Origin of the sequence: Streptomyces sp. NPDC058240, assembly GCF_042882135.1 — a bacterium.
Lineage (GTDB): Bacteria > Actinomycetota > Actinomycetes > Streptomycetales > Streptomycetaceae > Streptomyces.
This window is the reverse complement of sequence record NZ_JBHVWT010000001.1, coordinates 292,325-311,200: the sequence shown is the minus strand read 5'-3', so window position 1 is coordinate 311,200 and position 18,876 is coordinate 292,325. Positions and strand designations below refer to the sequence as shown.

General features: G+C 71.3%; 16 protein-coding genes. 8 read left to right on the top strand and 8 right to left on the bottom strand.

From position 1 onward, the window contains the following. Window positions 1-140: 140 nt before the first annotated feature. The 6 genes from ACFVX4_RS01380 to ACFVX4_RS01355 all read right to left on the bottom strand — a co-directional run bounded on the left by ACFVX4_RS01380 (window position 141) and on the right by ACFVX4_RS01355 (window position 5,998). Window positions 141-1,895, bottom strand: coding sequence for an NAD+ synthase (locus tag ACFVX4_RS01380; protein ID WP_389970682.1), 1,755 nt, complete (start codon window positions 1,893-1,895; stop codon window positions 141-143). Between the two features lie 89 nt (window positions 1,896-1,984). Next, the gene (locus tag ACFVX4_RS01375; RefSeq protein WP_389970679.1) at window positions 1,985-3,655 is read right to left on the bottom strand and encodes a multicopper oxidase domain-containing protein; all 1,671 of its coding nucleotides are present in this window, start codon (window positions 3,653-3,655) and stop codon (window positions 1,985-1,987) included. 67 nt (window positions 3,656-3,722) lie between these two features. Further along, window positions 3,723-3,893 (bottom strand): hypothetical protein, encoded by a 171-nt coding sequence (locus ACFVX4_RS01370; protein ID WP_389970676.1) that lies wholly within the window; start codon window positions 3,891-3,893, stop codon window positions 3,723-3,725. A 161-nt stretch (window positions 3,894-4,054) separates the two neighbouring features. Next, entirely contained in the window at window positions 4,055-4,480 is a 426-nt protein-coding gene (locus ACFVX4_RS01365; RefSeq protein ID WP_389970673.1) for a CBS domain-containing protein, read from the bottom strand. A gap of 127 nt (window positions 4,481-4,607) precedes the next feature. Next, window positions 4,608-5,315, bottom strand: coding sequence for a DUF305 domain-containing protein (locus ACFVX4_RS01360; RefSeq protein WP_389970670.1), 708 nt, complete (start codon window positions 5,313-5,315; stop codon window positions 4,608-4,610). A gap of 5 nt (window positions 5,316-5,320) precedes the next feature. Beyond that, complete coding sequence (locus ACFVX4_RS01355; protein ID WP_389970667.1) at window positions 5,321-5,998, bottom strand: DUF3105 domain-containing protein; 678 nt, start codon at window positions 5,996-5,998, stop codon at window positions 5,321-5,323. Window positions 5,999-6,312: 314 nt separating this feature from the next. On the opposite strand from ACFVX4_RS01355, the gene glnA reads away from it, so the two are divergent. Further along, window positions 6,313-7,674 carry a type I glutamate--ammonia ligase gene (gene glnA / locus ACFVX4_RS01350; RefSeq protein ID WP_072483343.1) on the top strand — a complete coding sequence of 454 codons (1,362 nt, stop codon included), beginning with the start codon at window positions 6,313-6,315 and terminating at the stop codon, window positions 7,672-7,674. Window positions 7,675-7,746: 72 nt separating this feature from the next. Beyond that, window positions 7,747-7,881, top strand: coding sequence for a hypothetical protein (locus ACFVX4_RS01345; RefSeq protein WP_389970664.1), 135 nt, complete (start codon window positions 7,747-7,749; stop codon window positions 7,879-7,881). 29 nt (window positions 7,882-7,910) lie between these two features. Here the strand turns inward: ACFVX4_RS01345 and ACFVX4_RS01340 are convergent, their stop codons facing one another. Continuing rightward, window positions 7,911-8,891 (bottom strand): ArsR/SmtB family transcription factor, encoded by a 981-nt coding sequence (locus tag ACFVX4_RS01340; protein ID WP_389970661.1) that lies wholly within the window; start codon window positions 8,889-8,891, stop codon window positions 7,911-7,913. A gap of 58 nt (window positions 8,892-8,949) precedes the next feature. On the opposite strand from ACFVX4_RS01340, the gene ACFVX4_RS01335 reads away from it, so the two are divergent. The 5 genes from ACFVX4_RS01335 to ACFVX4_RS01315 all read left to right on the top strand — a co-directional run bounded on the left by ACFVX4_RS01335 (window position 8,950) and on the right by ACFVX4_RS01315 (window position 15,188). Further along, window positions 8,950-10,281, top strand: a complete 1,332-nt coding sequence (locus ACFVX4_RS01335) for an MFS transporter (RefSeq protein WP_389970658.1) — start codon at window positions 8,950-8,952, stop codon at window positions 10,279-10,281. A 209-nt stretch (window positions 10,282-10,490) separates the two neighbouring features. Beyond that, a complete protein-coding gene (locus ACFVX4_RS01330; protein WP_389970655.1) occupies window positions 10,491-11,837 on the top strand; it encodes a discoidin domain-containing protein in 1,347 nt (448 codons plus the stop codon). Next, entirely contained in the window at window positions 11,837-13,138 is a 1,302-nt protein-coding gene (locus ACFVX4_RS01325) for an MFS transporter (protein WP_389970652.1), read from the top strand. Before ACFVX4_RS01330 ends, ACFVX4_RS01325 begins: the two co-directional genes overlap by 1 nt. Further along, window positions 13,135-14,193: a TolB family protein gene (locus tag ACFVX4_RS01320; RefSeq protein WP_389970649.1), complete on the top strand. Its 1,059-nt coding sequence runs from the start codon at window positions 13,135-13,137 to the stop codon at window positions 14,191-14,193. Before ACFVX4_RS01325 ends, ACFVX4_RS01320 begins: the two co-directional genes overlap by 4 nt. Window positions 14,194-14,378: 185 nt before the next feature. Next, window positions 14,379-15,188, top strand: a complete 810-nt coding sequence (locus ACFVX4_RS01315; protein WP_389970646.1) for a putative protein N(5)-glutamine methyltransferase — start codon at window positions 14,379-14,381, stop codon at window positions 15,186-15,188. A gap of 5 nt (window positions 15,189-15,193) precedes the next feature. Here ACFVX4_RS01315 and ACFVX4_RS01310 read toward each other — a convergent pair whose 3' ends face one another. Then, window positions 15,194-15,706, bottom strand: coding sequence for a pyridoxamine 5'-phosphate oxidase family protein (locus ACFVX4_RS01310; protein ID WP_389970643.1), 513 nt, complete (start codon window positions 15,704-15,706; stop codon window positions 15,194-15,196). Window positions 15,707-15,838: 132 nt separating this feature from the next. On the opposite strand from ACFVX4_RS01310, the gene ACFVX4_RS01305 reads away from it, so the two are divergent. Further along, window positions 15,839-18,829: a bifunctional [glutamine synthetase] adenylyltransferase/[glutamine synthetase]-adenylyl-L-tyrosine phosphorylase gene (locus tag ACFVX4_RS01305; protein ID WP_389970640.1), complete on the top strand. Its 2,991-nt coding sequence runs from the start codon at window positions 15,839-15,841 to the stop codon at window positions 18,827-18,829. Window positions 18,830-18,876 lie beyond the last annotated feature (47 nt).

Sequence of the window (18,876 nt, the reverse complement as noted above, 5' to 3'; positions counted from 1 at the left end):
GTAGCGGCGGACCGCGTCCAGCATCTCCCCCTCTCCTCCCCCCCCCCCCCTCCTCCTAGGGTGATGAGATGGCGAATGCCTGGATCTGTGCGTGTGTGATCGGCGGCAGCGTCGGATGCGTCCAAGCCCCCCCGCCCCGCTCAGCCCGACTCGCGCCACCGGTTGGTGATCGGCAGCCGCCGGTCCTTGCCGAAGCCCTTCGGGGAGATCTTCGTGCCCGGCGGGTACTGCCGCCGCTTGTACTCCGCCGTGTCCACCATCCGCAGCGTCTTCGCCACCAGCGCCGCGTCGAACCCGGCCGCGACGATCTCGTCCAGCCCCTGGTCCCGGTCGACGTACAGCTCCAGGATCCGGTCCAGTACGTCGTAGTCGGGCAGCGAGTCCGTGTCGACCTGTCCCGGGCGCAGCTCGGCGCTGGGCGGCTTGGTGATGGACGCCTCCGGGATCGGCGGGGTCTGCCCGCGCTCCTCGGCGGCCCGGTTGCGCCACTTCGCGAGGCGGAAGATCGACGTCTTGTAGACGTCCTTGATCGGGCCGTACGCCCCGACCGAGTCGCCGTACAGCGTCGAGTAGCCGACCGCCAGCTCGGACTTGTTGCCCGGTGCGAGGACGATCTGGCCCTCCTGGTTGGAGACGGCCATCAGCATCGTGCCGCGCAGCCGGGACTGCAGGTTCTCCTCGGCGAGGCCGGTCAGCCCCAGCGAGCCCATGTACGCGTCGAACATCGGCTCGATCGGTACGGTGCGGAAGTTCAGCCCGGTACGGCGGGCCAGCTCGGCCGCGTCGCCCTTGGAGTGGTCCGAGGAGTACTTCGACGGCATCGAGATGCCGTACACGTTCTGCGCCCCCAGCGCGTCGCAGGCGATCGCCGCGACCAGCGCCGAGTCGATCCCGCCGGAGAGCCCGATCAGCACACTGCTGAAGCCGTTCTTGGCGGCGTACGCCCGCAGGCCCACGACCAGCGCCGAGTACAGCTCCTCGTCGTCGTCCAGCCGCTCGGCGTACCCGCCGGCCAGCTCCGCCGGGTACGCCGGGAGGGCCTCCTCGGAGAGCACCACGTGGTCGATCCGCAGTCCGTCGTTGACGACGCCGGACGGCGGCTCCGTGGCGGCGGCCGGCAGCTCCAGGTCGAGTACGACGCTGCCCTCGGCGAACTGCGGGGCACGGGCGATCACTTCGCCGTCCCGGTCGACGACGATCGAGTCGCCGTCGAAGACCAGCTCGTCCTGGCCGCCGATCATCGCCAGATACGCGGTGGTGCAGCCCGCCTCCTGGGCCCGCTTGCGGACCAGTTCCAGCCGGGTGTCGTCCTTGTCCCGCTCGTACGGCGAGGCGTTGATCGACAGCAGCAGCCCGGCGCCGGCGGCCCGCGCGGCCGGCACCCGGCCGCCGTCCTGCCAGAGGTCCTCGCAGATCGCGAGTGCCACGTCGACGCCGTGGACCCGTACGACCGGCATCGAGTCGCCCGGCACGAAGTACCGGAACTCGTCGAAGACGCCGTAGTTGGGGAGGTGGTGCTTGGCGAAGGTCAGCGCGACCTGTCCGCGGTGCAGCACCGCGGCGGCGTTCCGCGGGGAGCCGGCGGGCTGGCCGTAGCGGGGCTGGGCCGTCTCGGAGCGGTCGAGGTAACCGACCACGACCGGCAGTTCCCCGAAGCCCTCCGCGTCGAGCCGGGCGGCGAGCGCGCGCAGCGCCTGCCGCGAGGCCTCGACGAAGGACGGGCGCAGGGCCAGATCCTCGACGGGGTAGCCGGTCAGCACCATCTCCGGGAACGCCACCAGATGGGCGCCCTGTTCGGCGGAGTGCCGGGTCCAGTGGACGATCGCCTCGGAGTTGCCGGAGAGATCACCGACGGTCGAGTCGATCTGATTCAGTGCGAGACGTAGTTGAGGCACGCGGACCAGTGTAATCGTCTGACTGACGCAATGTCCTGGCGGGCCGCGGAATCACGGCCGCGGCCCGCCGGAACCAAGCCGGGAACGGGTCAGCGGCGGTAGCCGAGGACCGTCATCATGCCCACGTCCGAGTGGTAGATGTTGTGGCAGTGGAGCATCCACAGTCCCGGGTTGTTCGCGTCGAACTCGACGGCCAGGGAGCTGTTCGGCCGGATGATCGCGGTGTCCTTGCGCGCCCAGTCGACCGCGCCCCGCCGGGTGGCCCGGTGGCGCGGCCCCGCCGGTCCCACCAGGCCGAACGAGTGCCCGTGCAGATGGATGGGGTGCCACATCTCCGTGACGTTGAAGAACTCCAGCCTGACCCGCTCGCCCGCCTTCACCGGATGGCGCTGGCCGGGGTTGTACGGCTTGTGGTCGAAGGCCCAGTCGTACGCCCTCATGCTGCCGGTCATCCTGAACCGGATGGTCCGGTCGGGTTCGCGCGAGGACAGCTCCACGGACCCGTCCGGCATCAGTTCCTCCGCCTCCACCAGCCTTCCGTCCAGCTCCTTGGGCCGTACGGACGCGGTGGGCGCCGCCCCCTTCCCGGTACGCAGCAGGGCCAGCGCCGTGGCCTTCTTGCCCTCCGCGAGCGCGGTCAGCGGGAACACCCCGTCGCCGGCGGTGACCACCACGTCGTACCGCTCGCCCATGCCCAGCAGCAGGGCGTCCGTCGTGGTGTGCCGGACCGGGTAGCCGTCGGTGTGGGTGATCGTCATCCGGTGGCCGCCGAGCGCCACCCGGAAGGCGGTGTCGCCGCCCGCGTTGATGATGCGCAGCCGGATCCGGTCGCCGGGCTTGGCGGCGAAGGACGTGGGGGACTGCGGGGTGCGGCCGTTGATCAGGTAGTACGGGTAGGCGACATCGCCCCCGTGGCTGTCGAGCAGTTCGCTGAAGGAGTCCTTCTCCAACCGTGAGGGCCCGGAGCGGCCCTTGGCGGGCTTGGCCGGCTTGCCGGGGGCTCCGTGCGCGCCGCCGCTGTGGTCCATGCCGCCCCTGCCCCCGCTGAGCTCGTCCAGCACCGAGTCCGGCGTCGAACCGTCCACCCCGTCGACCCAGTCGTCCAGGACGACGACCCACTCCTTGTCGTACTTGAGGGGCTCCTTCGGGTCGTCGACGATCAGCGGCGCGTACAGCCCGCGGTCCTGCTGGACACCCGTGTGCGGGTGGAACCAGTACGTCCCCGCGTGCGGCACGGTGAACCGGTAGGCGAATTCCGCACCGGGTTTGATGGGTGCCTGGGTCACGTAGGGCACGCCGTCCATGTCGTTGCGCACATTGAGGCCGTGCCAGTGCAGAGACGTTTCCGCAGGCAGGTGGTTGGCGAGGGTGACCGCCAGCGTGTCCCCCTTCGTGACCCGGAGCTCCTTGCCGGGCAGCCGGGCGTTGTACGCCCAGGAGCCGACGGTGAGCCCGCCGCCCAGATCGAGCCGGGTCGGAGTGGCGACGAGGTCGAGCTTCCGTACGGGACCCGAGCCCCGCTTGGCCTCGGCCGCCGCGACCTCCTCCCCGTCGGGGGAGACGTACTCGCCCTTGGACTTCCCGCCGGGGGAGGCCCCGCGGTTCGCGCTGCCGTGGCTCGTGCCACCGGCGTTCGCGCTACCGGTCTTCTTGCCGCCGCGGCCCGTGTCGGATTCGCCGGAGCAGGCGGCCAGTACCGCCGAACCGGCGGTGGCGACAGCGGCGCCGAGCACGGCGCGTCGGGTGGGTGGAGTGCGCATGACGGAGTGCACCTCGGGGTGTTGTCGGTATTTCGGTCTGCTGGGGGAGGGGGAGGCGCGCCCCCTTCTATATGCGCAGCACCGACGACGGGGCGGGACGGGTCACGCCCGGCCGGGGACCCGGCTCCGGCAGTGGCGTGCCCCGTCCCGCGACGCCCCTGAGAAGGTGGAGGATCCCGATGAGCAGCGAGACGAACAGCAACAACTGTCCGTATGTCGCACATCCACTCAGGGTCATGTCGAGCACCCTACCCCCGCCGGGTATCCCTCGCGCGCGGAAACGTATCGCCGCAGTGGTACGGGCTCCGGCGGGGCGGGCAGCACGATGGCCCGGCACCCCTCGGCAAGGGATGACCGGGCCATCGGCACCGGACCGTGGGACCTGGTCCGCGCGGCCGGTCAGCCGCGCGCGTAGACCTTCTCCGCCCAGCCGGCGATCTGCTCCTCGGTGAGGTGCTGCGCCAGGTCGGCTTCGCTGATCATGCCGATCAGCATCTTGTTCTCGACCACCGGGAGCCGGCGGATCCGATGGGTCTGCATCTCTTCCAGAACCATCTCCACACCCGCCTCCGAGTCGATCCAGCGAGGGGTGCCCTGGGCGAGGTCGCCCGCCGTCATCTTCGACGGATCGTGGCCCATGGCCACACAGCCGATCACGATGTCGCGGTCCGTGAGGATGCCGATCATCCGGTCCCGCTCGCCGTTGGCCGAGATGGGCAGCGCGCCGACCTTGTGGTCGCGCATCAGCTGCGCGGCCCGGTCGAGCGTCTCGTGCGCGGGGATCCACGTGGCCCCGGTGTGCATGATGTCCTTGGCGGTGGTCATGAGGGATTCCTCCTGCGTGCCGATGGGCATGCTGTACGACCCCGAGCGAACCCATCGTCATGGGCCCGTTCGGGGGGCGCGACCGCTATCACCCGTTCGGGTGTACCTGCGGCGCGGAGGGAATCTTTCAGGACCGGGGCCCGGCGCCTCGTGCCACCAGCATGTGGGCCATCGCGTCCAGCTCCGACTGCTGGGCCTCGACCATTCCCCGGGCGAGCCGCTTCTCCGCCTTCACCGTGCACAGCCGGGCGCAGCCGCGGGCCATGTCGATGCCGCCCTTGTGGTGGGCGGTCATCAGTCGGAGGTACAGGACCTCGGCCTCCCGGCCCTTCGCCGAACGGAGCCGGTTCAGCTCGGTCCTGGTGGCCATGCCGGGCATGAGGGAGCCGTCATGGGGCCGGTAGCCGGTCCCCATGCCCTGCATCCCGTCCATGCCCTCCATCGAGTGCCCCTCGTGCCCGGCCGCCATCCAGTCCATCGGCTCCTGCCCGGCGGCCACCTTCGGCAGCTCCCACAGATCCAGCCAGCCGAGCAGCATGCCGCGCTGATTGGCCTGCGTATTGGCGATGTCGTACGCGAGACGGCGTACCTCCTCGTCCTGCGTACGGTCACGCACGATGAAGGACATCTCCACCGCCTGCTGGTGGTGGACCGCCATGTCACGGGCGAAACCGGCGTCCGCCGAATCCACGGCGGGCGTGCGCGGCGCGGTCGCGACGTGCTCCGCCCCGTTCCCGTCGCCGCGCGCGGAGGCGACCGTCGCCGCCCCCGCGAACAGCAGCGCGAGCACCACGGCGGAGCCGGCCACCCACTCGACGCGCCGGACGCGTTTCACCGCGGTCACTGCGCCCCCAGCCCGCCCGTGCACGTCGCACCGGGCTCGGGCGTCTGCGGCCCCTGCACGAACTCCGAGAAGAACCGGTCGACCCGCGGGTCGTCGGCGCCGTCCACCGTCACCTGCTTGCCCCAGGCGGTCAGCATGATCGTCCCGGACTGGCCCTCGTACGGGCTCATCAGCGAGTACGGCGTCCGGCCGACCCGCTCGGCGAGCTTCGCCACATCGGCGTCCGAGGCCTTGTCCGTGTACGTCACCCACACCGATCCGTGCTCCAGCGAGTGCACGGCGTTCACATCGGGCAGCGCCTTCGTGTACACCTCGCCGTCGCAGTTCATCCATACGGGGTTGTGGTCACCGCCCACCGGCGGCTTCATCGGGTACGCGACGGTCCCGCTGACGTGGTTGCGGGTCAGCTTCGCCGCGTCCCACGTCCGCAGTCCCTCGATCGACCCGTCGGTGGGCTTCTTCTGCTCCGCCGAGGGCGCCTTGTCGTCCGCCGCCGGGGCGGCCCGCTTCTGCTCGGACGCCTCGGACTTCTCCAGCACCATGTACGAGCCGAAACCGACCAGACCGACGACGACGAGCACGCTCAGGCCTATGGCCAGGGCACGGTCGCGGCGCTGCCGCGCGCGGTAGGCGTCGTGCTGCTGCGCCATGGGGGTCCTGGGGTCGAAACTCATGTCGTCAGTTCCTTCTGGGAAGGGGCGGGAACGGCTGGCGGGAAGCCAGGGCCTCTCGTTCGGATCATGCCGGGCTCGCGGGGTCCCTGATCCGGCCTGAACCAAACGAAAGACCCAGGAGAACCGGCGCGCGCGGAGCCGTCGCGAAGCCGCTCCACCCCCTGCGCGCCATGGGCGCCGATCGTAGTGGGTGGCCGGGTGCTCCATCTCACTTCGTGTGCGTAATCTGGGTGAAATCCCGGGTCGTGATACTGGAGCTTCTCCCCTACCCCGGGCGGTGGTGCACGGACCGTCTGAACTGCAAGGATGTGGCTATGGACAAGCAGCAGGAATTCGTCCTCAGGACGCTTGAGGAGCGCGACATCCGCTTCGTACGGCTGTGGTTCACCGATGTCCTGGGCTACCTCAAATCCGTCGCCGTGGCCCCCGCCGAGCTGGAACAGGCGTTTGACGAGGGCATCGGCTTCGACGGCTCGGCCATCGAGGGCTTTGCCCGGGTGTACGAGTCCGACATGATCGCCAAGCCGGACCCGGGCACGTTCCAGATCCTGCCGTGGCGGGCGGAGGCCCCCGGCACGGCCCGGATGTTCTGCGACATCCTGATGCCCGACGGCTCGCCGTCCTTCGCCGACCCGCGCTACGTCCTCAAGCGCATCCTCGCCAAGACCTCCGATCTGGGCTTCACCTTCTACACCCACCCGGAGATCGAGTTCTTCCTGCTGAAGGACAAGCCGGTCGACGGCAGCCGCCCCACCCCCGCCGACAGCTCCGGCTACTTCGACCACACCCCGCAGAACGTCGGCATGGACTTCCGCCGCCAGGCGATCACCATGCTCGAATCCATGGGCATCTCGGTCGAGTTCAGCCACCACGAGGGCGCCCCCGGCCAGCAGGAGATCGACCTGCGGTACGCGGACGCGCTCTCCACCGCCGACAACATCATGACCTTCCGCCTGGTGATGAAGCAGGTCGCGCTGGAGCAGGGCGTGCAGGCGACGTTCATGCCGAAGCCGTTCTCCGAGTACCCCGGCTCGGGCATGCACACCCACCTCTCCCTCTTCGAGGGCGACCGCAACGCCTTCTACGAGTCGGGCGCCGAGTACCAGCTCTCCAAGGTCGGCCGCTCCTTCATCGCCGGCCTGCTCACCCACGCGGCGGAGATCTCCGCCGTCACGAACCAGTGGGTCAACTCCTACAAGCGCATCTGGGGCGGCTCCTCCCGCGCCGCGGGCGCCGGCGGCGAGGCCCCCTCGTACATCTGCTGGGGCCACAACAACCGCTCCGCGCTCATCCGCGTCCCGATGTACAAGCCCGGCAAGACCGGCTCCGCCCGCGTGGAGGTCCGCTCCATCGACTCCGGCGCCAACCCCTACCTGACGTACGCGGTGCTCCTCGCCGCGGGCCTCAAGGGCATAGAAGAGGGCTACGAACTCCCGGCCGGCGCCGACGACGACGTCTGGGCGCTGTCCGACGCGGAGCGCCGCGCGATGGGCATCGAGCCGCTGCCGCAGAACCTGGGCGAGGCGATCGCGCTGATGGAGAAGAGCGAACTGGTCGCCGAGACGCTCGGCGAGCACGTCTTCGACTTCTTCCTGCGCAACAAGAAGCAGGAGTGGGAGGAGTACCGCAGCGAGGTCACCGCCTTCGAGCTGAAGGCGCTGCTGCCGGTGCTGTGACCGTGACGCAGTGACACCCGGGCCGGAGGCGGTGCGCCTCCGGCCCGGAGTGCGTTCAGGTTGAATACCGGCATGAGCGAGAGCGACGACCACACGAGAACCGGCGCCCGACTGACGAAGTCCGGCTGCCTGGCCGGCCTGCTGGTCGCCCTCGCGATCCCGCTGTGGATCGTCGGCGCACTGCTCGTCGATGTCCTTTCCCGCTAGCCGCTGCGCGTCGAAGCCGCTGCCGCTGGTCAGGTCTGGCTCCGTCCGGCCAGGAGATCGCCGGCCCCGGTGCGCCGGTAGACGACGCGTCGGCCGACTCTCGTGCCTGCGACCAGGTCCGCATCGCGCAGGACGGCCAGGTGGCCGCCGACGGTGCCCAGCGACTGACCGAGTTGCGCGGCGAGCTCGCTGGTGGTCGCGGGGCGTTCGAGCTCGTGGAGCAGGGCGGCGCGGCCGGGGCCGATCAGCCGCGCCAGTGCATGAGCCGGTTTCGGCCGCTCGGTCGCCGCGGCGGATCCGCGGGCCGGATAGACCAGCGCGTACCGGTCGGGCGGCGCCTCGGACAGCCAGGTGCCGCTCGTCATGCAGACCGGCACGAACAGCATCCCTTCCTCGCCGACGATGTGGTCCGGTCCGGGCTGGTCGCTGAAACGGATCGCGTCGGTGCCCACCCAGGCGCTGCGGCGGTTCATGTGCTGCAGGGCACGGGGCCAGCCGTACGCGGCCAGCAGCCCCGCGCGGTAGGTGACGTCCCGTTCCAGCAGCGCCCGGCGGCGCGGCCAGTCCGGGGAGACGTGTTGCTTCCACACGTACCGGAACAGGTCGGCCGTCCGAGCTCCCCAGCCGTGTCCTGCCAGCCAGTTCAGGTCGTGTCTTTTCCAACTGCGCGCCACGGCTGCCTCGAAGTCGGCGCGTACGTCCGCATCGCGCGCGGCGGCGACCGGTTTCAGCTCCTCGGTGAGACCGGTGCGCATGCCGCCGGACGGAGGCAGGGTGAAGAAACCGGGCAGGTACTTGGTCGAACCGACCAGCTCGACCAGCCCCTTGGCGAAGGGATCGGCGTTCAGGACTGCGCCGAATGCTTCGTGGTGGCGGGCGTGCCAGGGGGCGAGCCAGGGATCGGCGCAGGGCTTGCTCAGAACGATCATCGAGCCCAGCGTCTCGGCGATCGGCGACAGCGCGAACCGGGACCGTGACAGGGCCAACGAGCTCAGCCGCAACAGCACCATCTTTCGCCTCCTGCCGAAACGTTAGCGTGCGCGGCGGCAGCACCGGACACTCCGGGCGATGCATTCCTCTCCGCGTTCCTCCCTCTTCGGGCAGGCAGAATTCCGCGCGTTCTTCGCCGGACGCCTGGTGTCGTTGCTCGGCAGTTCGATGGCTCCGGTCGCGCTCGCCTTCGCGGTCCTGGACGCCTCGGACAGCGCTCATGACCTCGGCGTCGTCCTGGCCGTCCATATGCTGCCGCTGCTGGCGCTCCTTCTGGTGGGCGGGGCCGTGGCCGACCGGTTCCCACGCCGGTCCGTGCTGGTGGCCGCCAATCTGGGCTCGGCGCTCACGCAGGGCGGCGTCGCGGCGATCCTGCTGACCGGCCACTACTCACTGGTCCTGGTGGCCGCACTGGAGTTCCTCAACGGCGCACTCGCCGCGTTCGCCACGCCGGCACTGCGCGGGATCGTTCCCCGGCTCGTCGACAAGGCTCTGCTCCAGCAGGCGAACTCCCTGCTCGGATCGGCACGCAACGCGACGAAGATCCTCGGGCCGAGCCTGTCGGGCGTGCTCGTCGTCGCGGTCGGCAGCGGCCCCGCCATCGCCTTCGACGCGTTCACCTACCTGTTGGCGGCAGGTTTCCTCGCGCGACTCCGCCTCGCCGCCGACACGGACGCGCCCCGGCGGACCACCGTCCTGACCGACATGCGCGACGGCTGGACCGAGTTCCGTTCGATCCCCTGGGTATGGGTCGGCACGGTGTCCTTCTGCCTGATGAATCTGGTCCAGACCGGCACCTGGCAGATCCTGGGCCCCCAGCTCACCCGGCAGATCAGTGGCGAGGCGACGTGGGGGTTCGTGCTCAGCGCCCGCGGCGTCGGCCTGTTGGTGTCGAGCCTGCTGATGTACCGGCTGGTGGTCGAACGCCTCTTGCGGCTGGGGCAGTTGACGAGCGCGCTCGCCGCGCTGCCCCTGCTCGCGCTCGGAGCACAACTGCACGCCCCGTGGCTGATCGCGGGCGCGTTCATCGCAGGTCTCGGCTCCTCCGTCACCGCCGTCGCCTGGGACACCTCGCTGCAGGAGCACGTCCCCGAAGGTGTGCTGTCGCGCGTCGCGTCCTACGACGACCTGCTGTCCTACGTCGCCATCCCGATCGGACAGCTGTCCGTCGGCCCGCTGGCCCGGACGTTCGGCGGCTTCCGGGTGGCCGCAGCGGCCGGCGTCCTCTCTGCCGCCGTGGCCGTGATCCCCCTGGCTTCCACCGCTGTGCGCCGACTGCCCCACGTCCGGACCCACCGCACCGAACCCGCCCCACCGGCCCCGGGTGCTCTCGCGGTCGTGCCCGCCGAAGGCGCGGCCGGCGGCGGCCCTTGCGGAACCGATCGGGGTGCCGAACAGGGTGTGGAATGAAGCTAGTTGGGGACTGGTAGGAAAGTTTACTGTTCGCTAGCATTCCCGGCGGTGGCTTGGCGCGGTGCCCGCCGCGTGGGCATGACGCGCTCAGTGAGAGCTCTGGCCCGGCCACCACGATCCCGTCTCCTGCCCGTACGCGGGCAGGGTGCGGGGACACACGCACCGATGCCCAGCTCTCGCCACCCCCCAAGGCCAGGAGTCCAGGGATGCACCCGAACGGCTCAGCTTTGCTTCTCACGCCCACGCGGCGCCGTACGGTGGGCGTGGTCATCGCCGCCGTACTCGTCCTCGTCGGCGGCCTGTTGCTCGCCTATCCGGAACGGGCCGGCGCCGCCGCCGACCCCCTCATCTCGCGCGGCAAGACCGCCACCGCCTCCACCGACGAAAGTTCCGACTTCGGACCGCAGAACGCCTTCGACGGCGACCCGGCCACCCGCTGGGCGAGCGTCGAGGGCAAGGACCCGCAGTGGCTCAGCGTCGACCTCGGCGCCAGTGCCGATGTCACGCGGGTGAAACTGAGCTGGGAGGACGCCTACGCCAAGGCGTACCGGATCGAGATCTCCGCCGACGGCACCAGCTGGACCCGGCTCGCCGACGAGACGGCCGGGAACGGAGGCACCGACGACTGGGCCTCCCTCTCCGGCAAGGGCCGCTACCTGCGCGTGTACGGCACCGCGCGCGGCACCGCCTACGGCTACTCGCTGCACGAGGTCGAGGTCTACGGCACCCTCGGCGGCGAGCCCCCGCAGACCGGCGCCTTCACCGTGGTCGCCGCCGGTGACATCGCCGCCCAGTGCACCGCGTCCGATAGCGACTGCGCCCACCCCAAGACCGCGGCGCTGGCCCAGAAGATCGACCCGAAGTTCTATCTGACGATGGGCGACAGCCAGTACGACGACGCCCGGATCGCCGACTTCCGCGCCTACTACGACAAGACCTGGGGCGCCTTCAAGGCCAAGACGCGTCCGGTGCCGGGCAACCACGAGACGTACGACCCGGCCGGGGAACTGGCCGGCTACAAGGCGTACTTCGGGGCCATCGCGTACCCCCAGGGCAAGACCTACTACAGCTACGACGAGGGGAACTGGCACTTCATCGCCCTCGACTCCAACTCCTTCGACAACAGCGCCCAGATCGACTGGCTCAAGGCCGACATCGCCAAGAACAGCAAGGCGTGCATCGCCGCCTACTGGCACCACCCGCTCTACTCCTCCGGCGGACACGGCAACGACCCGGTCAGCAGGCCGGTCTGGAAGATCCTGTACGGGGCCAAGGCCGATCTCGTGCTCAACGGGCACGACCACCACTACGAGCGGTTCGCCCCGCAGAACCCCGACGGGAAGGCCACCGCGGACGGGATCACCGAGATCGTCGGCGGGATGGGCGGCGCCGAGCCCTACCCCATCGAGGAGGTCCAGCCCAACAGCCAGAAGCGGATCAGCGGTGAATACGGCGTCCTGAAGATGGACTTCACCGACTCCGGCTACAGCTGGAACTACGTCGGCACCGACGGCAAGACCAAGGACACCAGCCCGAAGTACACCTGCCACTGATGTATCTGGCGACCACAGGCCGCCGGGACACGTCGGCCCCGCCCCGCAGCAGCGGGGCGGGCCGGCGCGTCCCCGGCACCGTCCTGGCACTCGGCACGGTCAGCCTCGTCACCGACATCTCCTCCGAGATGGTCACCGCGGTGCTGCCGCTCTACCTCGTCCTCGGACTCGGTCTCTCACCCCTCCAATTCGGCTTCCTGGACGGCCTGTTCAACGGCGCCGCCGCCGTCGTGCGACTGCTCGGCGGGTACGCCGCCGACCGCGGCCGCGGGCACAAACGGGTCGCCGGGCTCGGCTACGCCCTCTCCGCCCTCTCCCGGATCGGCCTGCTGCTCGCGGGCGGCGCCACCGCCGGGATCGCGGCCGCCCTCGCCACCGACCGGGTCGGCAAGGGCATCCGTACGGCACCCCGCGACGCGCTGATCACCCTGAGCAGCCCGCCCGAGACGCTCGGCCGGTCCTTCGGCGTGCACCGGGCGATGGACACCACGGGCGCCCTGCTCGGCCCGCTCGCCGCGTTCGCCCTGCTCTGGGCGACCGCCGACGCCTACGACGCGGTGTTCGTCGTCAGCTCCTGCGTCGGCCTGCTCGGGGTGCTGCTCCTCGTCCTGTACGTCCCCGGGCACCAGCCGGCACCACCACCCCTGAACCCGGCTCCCCGCAGGCGCAAGGCGTTCGGGGCGCTCCGCGACCCCGCCTTCCGGCGGATCCTCGCAGCCGCCTCCCTGCTCGGTGCCGCCACCGTCGGCGACGCCTTCGTCTACCTCCTGCTCCAGCGCCGGCTCGACCTCCCCATCAGCTGGTTCCCGCTGCTGCCGCTCGGCGCCGCGGCGTGCTACCTGCTGCTGGCGGTCCCGGCGGGCCGGATCGCCGACCGGGTCGGCCGACGGCTGCCGTTCCTGTACGGACACCTCGCGCTGCTCGGCGTGTACGCCACGCTCCTCACCCCCATCGGGGGCCCGGCCCTGCTGCTCCTGGTGCCCGTCCTCGCGCTGCTCGGCGTCTTCTACGCCACCACCGACGGCGTGCTGATGGCCCTCGCCGGACCCGTGCTGCCCGCCGACGGCAGGGCGGGCGGACTGGCCGTGCTCCAGACCGGCCAGGCGCTGGCCCGGATGCTCGCCGCGGCGGGCTTCGGCGCTGCCTGGACCCTGTGGGGGCCGGGCCCCGCGCTGTGGGCTGCGGTCTCCGCCCTGCTCGTCGCCCTCGCGGGCGGCTGGGTGCTGCTGCCCCGCAATCCCTCCGGCACCCCCGCTCCCGGGGAGCCGGGAGCCCAGATCCCCGAAAGGCGGACCGCATGAGCGCCAGGTTCCCGAGAACCGCGACCCCATTGGGCCCCCGCGCCCGGATCGCCGTCGTGGTGGCCGCGGTGCTGCTCCTCGCGGGCGGTTCCGTCGGGTACGTGATGCACGCGCAGCAGCGGACGAAGGGGGAACAGACCGAGGCCGACGCCTCGTTCACCCTCGGCGGGCCCGCGCTGTACTTCCGTGACACGGCCAGCGGACGCGTCGCCCACCAGCCGCTGGCCGGTGCCCCCGGAGTCCGTACCGCGGGCGCCCGTACCGCCGGAGCCCGTACCACCGGCGGCCCCGCCTGCGACCGGTTCTACGCCTCCGACGAAGGCGCGCTCTGCCTGCGGGCCGAGCCCGGGGTGCTGCCCAGGACATACGCGATCGTCCTCGACCGGCAGTTGCGCGAGAAACGCCGGATCACCGTGCCGGGCGTTCCCACCCGCGCCCGGGTCTCCGCCTCCGGGCGGATGCTGTCCTGGACGGTGTTCGCGACCGGCGACTCGTACGCCACCACCTCCTTCTCCACCCGCACCGCCATCCTCGATCTGCGCACCGGCTACCTCATCAAGTCCATGGAGAACATCCAGCTCACGATCGACGGCGCCCGCTACCACGCCCCCGACGTCAACTACTGGGGCGTGACCTTCGCCCGCGACGACAACCGCTTCTACGCGACCGTCTCCACCAAGGGCCGCACCTACCTCGTCGAGGGGAACATGCGGGACTGGTCGGCGAAGGCGCTGCGGCAGAACGTCGAGTGCCCCTCCCTGTCGCCCGACAACACCCGGCTCGCCTTCAAGAAGAAGGTCTCCGATGACGCGGCGGCGCCCTGGCGGCTGTACGTCCTCGATCTGCGGACCATGCGCGAGACGCCGCTCGCGGAGGAGCACAGCGTCGACGACCAGGCGGCCTGGCTGGACGACGACACGCTCGCCTACGCGTTGCCGGGCGGGTCCGGCCGGGGGAGCGACGTCTGGACCGTTCCGGCGGACGGGACGGGAACGCCCCGCGTGGCCGTGAAGGGCGGGTCGTCGCCGGTGGCGGTGGCAGGGGCGGCGGGCTGAGCGAGGCAGCCGGGGTACCGGAGAGGCGACCGGTGTAGTGTGACGCATCCCCACACGGGGGCCGACCGAGGAGGTGAGACCCATTACCGCTGTATCAGGCTGGGTGCTCATCCCTCACGATCGCGTGGTCGACCCGACATAGTCGACTGCGGAGCGCCCATCGGCTTTCCCGAAAGGCTCCGCTCATGTCGGTTTCCACCACACCGCTCGCCGTCTCCACCATCGTCACCACTCTCCGCGCCGCCGGCTGCGTATTCGCCGAGGACGAGGCGGAGTTGATCGTCGCCACGGCCACCGACCCCGTCTCGCTCGCGGCCATGGTCGAACGGCGGGCCGCCGGTCTTCCCCTGGAACACGTCCTCGGCTGGGCCGAGTTCGGCGGTCTGCGGATCGCCGTCGACTCCGGTGTCTTCGTACCCCGCCGCCGCACCGAGTTCCTGGTCCGGCAGGCCGCCGCCCTCGCCGGGCCCGGAGCGGTCGTCGTCGACCTGTGCTGCGGTTCGGGAGCCCTCGGCGCCGCGCTCGCCGCGAGACTGGGCCGGGTCGAACTGCACGCCGCGGACGTCGAACCCGCCGCCGTGCGGTGCGCCCGCCGCAACATCGGCGAGGCGGGCGAGGTGTACGAGGGCGACCTCTTCGAACCGCTGCCCGGATCGCTGCGCGGCCGGGTGGAGATCCTGCTCGCCAATGTGCCGTACGTACCCACGGACGATGTCGGACTGCTCCCCCCGGAGGCCCGCATCCATGAACCGCGCGTGGCGCTCGACGGGGGCCTGGACGGCCTCGACGTCCTGCGCCGGGTCACCGCCGAGGCCCCGCGATGGCTGGCACCGGGCGGGCATCTGCTGGTCGAGACGAGCGAGCGGCAGGCGGAACGGGCCGAGGAGACCATCGCCCGCAGCGGCCTGATCCCGCGCGTGGTCGCCTCCGATGAGCTGTACGCGACCGTCGTCATCGCGACCAGGCCCGGCCCGAGGTCACCCGACAGGCTCTGAGACGCTCAGCTGAACCGCCACCGCGTCTGGCTGAAGCGGGCGCCCTTGCCGAAGCCGAAGGCCTTGCGGGGGCGCACCTGGAACACCAGCGCCGTGTGTCCCGCGTTCACGAACGTGCCGGCCCGGACGTCGAAGTGCCACTCCGGGCCGTACTTCGCCTCCCAGGCCACGGCCAGCAGGTTCAGCCGGTCCTCGTCCGTCACCCGCTCCGCCCGGCCCTCGACCACCACGTCGAGCCCCTCCGACATGGTGTTGTTGCCGGTCGTCAGCACCACTTCGGGGTTGGCGGCCAGGTTCCGGGCCTTGCGCTCCTCGGCGCCGGTGGCGAAATGCAGCGCGCTGTCCGCCCACACCCCGATCAGCGGAGTGACGTGCGGGCGGCCGTCCGGGCGGACCGTGGACAGCCAGTACAGTTCCGCCCTGGTCAGCAGGTCCCTCGCCGCCGACCACGGGCAGGCCGTCGTGTTCTTGTCGCTGTAGTCGCCATCCAGCTCGGCGTAAGGTTCGAATCCGGACATGTGGGCCTCCCGGTCTGGTCCTGGAAATGATCGTGCCCGCGAAGTACGGACCGCGCACCCGCTCCGAATTCATCGGAGCGGGCTAGGCTCGGAACGCTGGATGGTGTGTGGCGGCGAGCGGGAGAGCACGGAATGACGACGGTGCCGGGGCGCAGGAGCAGCACGTTCACCCGACTGCTGCGGCACGGTTTCACGGACCCCTCCGCCGCCGAGCGGCTCCTCGACCTGCCCGAGCTGTCGTCCGTACGCTCCGACCCGGTGCTGCTCGAAGCCCTCGGCGCCACCGCCGACCCCGATCTGGCCCTGCACGGGCTCGTCCGGCTGGTGGAGGCCGAGGAGGCGGACGAGCGGCAGATCCTGCTGGACACGCTCGTCACCGCCAAACCGCTGCGGGACCGGCTGCTCGGGGTGCTCGGGGCGTCCGAGGCGCTCGGCGACCATCTCGCCCGCCACCCCCGCGACTGGCAGGCCCTCGTCACCTACGAGGCCACCGATCTGCACCCCGGCGTGGCCGAGTTCGAGCAGGGTCTCGCCGGGGCCGACGACCCCGACTCGCTGCGCGTCTCCTACCGCCGGTGCCTGCTGGCCATAGCGGCCCGCGATGTGTGCGGTACGACGGACGTCGCCGAGGCCGCCGCCGAACTGGCCGATCTGGCCACCGCGACCCTGCGTGCGGCGCTCGCCATCGCCCGTACGGCCGCACCCGCCGACGCCGCCCAGTGCCGGCTCGCCGTCATCGCGATGGGCAAGTGCGGCGGGCACGAGCTGAACTACGTCTCCGACGTCGACGTCATCTTCGTCACGGAACCGGTCGACGGCTTCGAGGAGAGCGCGGCCGTGCAGGCCGCCACCCGACTGGCCGCGCACATGATGCGGATCTGTTCCGACACGACCGTCGAGGGCACCATCTGGCCCGTCGACGCCAACCTCCGCCCCGAGGGCCGCAACGGACCCCTGGTGCGGACGCTGTCCTCGCATCTCGCGTACTACCAGCGCTGGGCCAAGACCTGGGAGTTTCAGGCACTGCTCAAGGCCCGGCCGGTGGCCGGCGACCCCGAGCTGGGCGCGGAGTACGTCGAGGCCGTGTCGCCGCTCGTATGGCAGGCCGCGGACCGCGAGAACTTCGTCCCCGACGTGCAGAAGATGCGCCGCCGCGTCGTCGACAACATCCCCGCGGACCGCGTCGACCGCGAGATCAAGCTCGGCCCCGGTGGCCTGCGGGACGTCGAATTCGCCGTACAGCTCCTCCAGTTGGTGCACGGCCGCAGCGACGCCACCCTGCGCAGCGGCACCACGCTGGAGGCCCTGCGCGCGCTCGCCGAGGGCGGCTACGTGGGACGGGTGGACGCCGCGCAACTCGACGACGCCTACCGCTTCCTGCGCGCCATGGAGCACCGCATCCAGCTCTACCGGCTGCGCCGCACCCATCTGGTCCCGGAGGACGCCCCCGATCTGCGGCGGCTCGGACGCTCCCTCGGGATGCGCACGGACCCGATCACCGAGCTCAACCAGGCGTGGAAGCGGCACGCGTCCGTGGTGCGGCGACTGCACGAGAAGCTGTTCTACCGGCCGCTGCTCGACGCCGTCGCCCAGCTCGCGCCCGGTGAGTCCCGGCTCAGCGCGAAGGCGGCCGGGCACCGGCTCGAAGCGCTGGGCTACGCCGATCCGGCCGCCGCGCTCCGGCACCTGGAGGCGCTGTCGTCCGGCGTGTCCCGCAAGGCCGCCATCCAGCGCACCCTGCTGCCGGTGCTGCTCGGCTGGTTCGCGGACTCCGCGGACCCGGACGCCGGGCTGCTCGGTTTCCGCAAGGTGTCCGACGCCCTCGGCAAGACCCCCTGGTACCTGCGGCTGCTGCGGGACGAGGGCGCCGCCGCGGAGAACCTCGCCCGGGTGCTGTCGGCCGGCCGGCTCGCCCCCGACCTGCTGCTGCGGGCCCCGGAGGCGGTGGCGCTGCTCGGTGACCCGCAGGGGCTGAAGCCGCGCACCCGGGAGAACCTGGAGCAGGAGGTGCTGGCCGCGGTGGGGCGCGCGGAGGGCGCCGAGTCCGCCGTCGCGGTGGTGCGCGGGGTGCGGCGGCGCGAGCTGTTCCGGACCACGGCCGCGGACCTCATCGGCTCGTACGGTACGGAGGAGCGCCCCGCCGAGGAGGACCCGGGGGCCCTGGTCGACCGGGTGGGCAACGCCGTCACCGATCTGAACGCCGTCACGATCGGGGGCGCCTTGCGCGCCGCCGTGCGCGAACAGTGGGGGGACACCCTCCCCACCCGGTTCGCGGTCATCGGCGTCGGCCGGTTCGGCGGCCACGAGCTCGGCTACGGCTCCGACGCCGATGTGCTGTTCGTCCACTCGCCGCGCGAGGGGGTCGACGAGCAGGAGGCGGGCCGGGCCGCGAACGCGGTGGTCGCCGAGATGCGCCGATTGCTCCAACTGCCCACCGCCGACCCGCCGTTGATCATCGACGCGGATCTGCGCCCGGAGGGCAAGAGCGGACCGCTGGTGCGCACGCTGGCGTCGTACGAGGCCTACTACCGGCGCTGGTCGCTGGTCTGGGAGAGCCAGGCGCTGCTGCGCGCCGAGCCGGTCGCGGGCGATGCGGAACTCGGCCGCGAGTTCATCGAGTTGATCGACCCGCTGCGCTATCCGATGGAGGGCCTGGGGGAGGACGCGGTCCGCGAGATCCGGCGCCTCAAGGCCCGGATGGAGTCCGAGCGGCTGCCGCGCGGCGCCGATCCGACGCTCCACGCCAAGCTGGGGCGCGGCGGGCTGAGCGATGTCGAGTGGACGGTCCAGCTGATGCAGATGCAGCACGGCTGGGCGGAACCGGGGCTGCGGACGACACGTACCCGCGAGGCGCTGGCGGCGGCGTGCGCGGCGGATCTCATCCCGACCGAGGACGCGCAGACACTGGACGAGGCCTGGGTGCTGGCCACCCGGGTGCGCAACGCGGTGATGCTGGTACGCGGCCGGCCGGGCGACACGTTCCCGTCCGGGCCGCGCGAACTCACCGCGGTCGGGCGGTACTTGGGGTACGAGCCGGGGCATGTCGGGGACATGCTGGACGACTACCGGCGGATCACCCGGCGGGCGCGGGCGGTGGTGGAGGAGCGGTTCTACGGGGCGTGAGACGGGACGCGTACCGGCATCCCCGCGCCGCGCACCAGGGCCGCCCG

Excerpts from the sequence above, each read along its gene's own strand:
- ACFVX4_RS01375 (WP_389970679.1), bottom strand. The coding sequence starts at position 3,655 with ATGCGCACTCCACCCACCCGACGCGCCGTGCTCGGCGCCGCTGTCGCC.
- ACFVX4_RS01370 (WP_389970676.1), bottom strand. The coding sequence starts at position 3,893 with ATGACCCTGAGTGGATGTGCGACATACGGACAGTTGTTGCTGTTCGTC.
- ACFVX4_RS01365 (WP_389970673.1), bottom strand. The coding sequence starts at position 4,480 with ATGACCACCGCCAAGGACATCATGCACACCGGGGCCACGTGGATCCCC.
- ACFVX4_RS01355 (WP_389970667.1), bottom strand. The coding sequence starts at position 5,998 with ATGAGTTTCGACCCCAGGACCCCCATGGCGCAGCAGCACGACGCCTAC.
- glnA (WP_072483343.1), top strand. The coding sequence starts at position 6,313 with ATGGACAAGCAGCAGGAATTCGTCCTCAGGACGCTTGAGGAGCGCGAC.
- ACFVX4_RS01345 (WP_389970664.1), top strand. The coding sequence starts at position 7,747 with ATGAGCGAGAGCGACGACCACACGAGAACCGGCGCCCGACTGACGAAG.
- ACFVX4_RS01340 (WP_389970661.1), bottom strand. The coding sequence starts at position 8,891 with ATGGTGCTGTTGCGGCTGAGCTCGTTGGCCCTGTCACGGTCCCGGTTC.
- ACFVX4_RS01335 (WP_389970658.1), top strand. The coding sequence starts at position 8,950 with ATGCATTCCTCTCCGCGTTCCTCCCTCTTCGGGCAGGCAGAATTCCGC.
- ACFVX4_RS01330 (WP_389970655.1), top strand. The coding sequence starts at position 10,491 with ATGCACCCGAACGGCTCAGCTTTGCTTCTCACGCCCACGCGGCGCCGT.
- ACFVX4_RS01325 (WP_389970652.1), top strand. The coding sequence starts at position 11,837 with ATGTATCTGGCGACCACAGGCCGCCGGGACACGTCGGCCCCGCCCCGC.
- ACFVX4_RS01320 (WP_389970649.1), top strand. The coding sequence starts at position 13,135 with ATGAGCGCCAGGTTCCCGAGAACCGCGACCCCATTGGGCCCCCGCGCC.
- ACFVX4_RS01315 (WP_389970646.1), top strand. The coding sequence starts at position 14,379 with ATGTCGGTTTCCACCACACCGCTCGCCGTCTCCACCATCGTCACCACT.
- ACFVX4_RS01310 (WP_389970643.1), bottom strand. The coding sequence starts at position 15,706 with ATGTCCGGATTCGAACCTTACGCCGAGCTGGATGGCGACTACAGCGAC.
- ACFVX4_RS01305 (WP_389970640.1), top strand. The coding sequence starts at position 15,839 with ATGACGACGGTGCCGGGGCGCAGGAGCAGCACGTTCACCCGACTGCTG.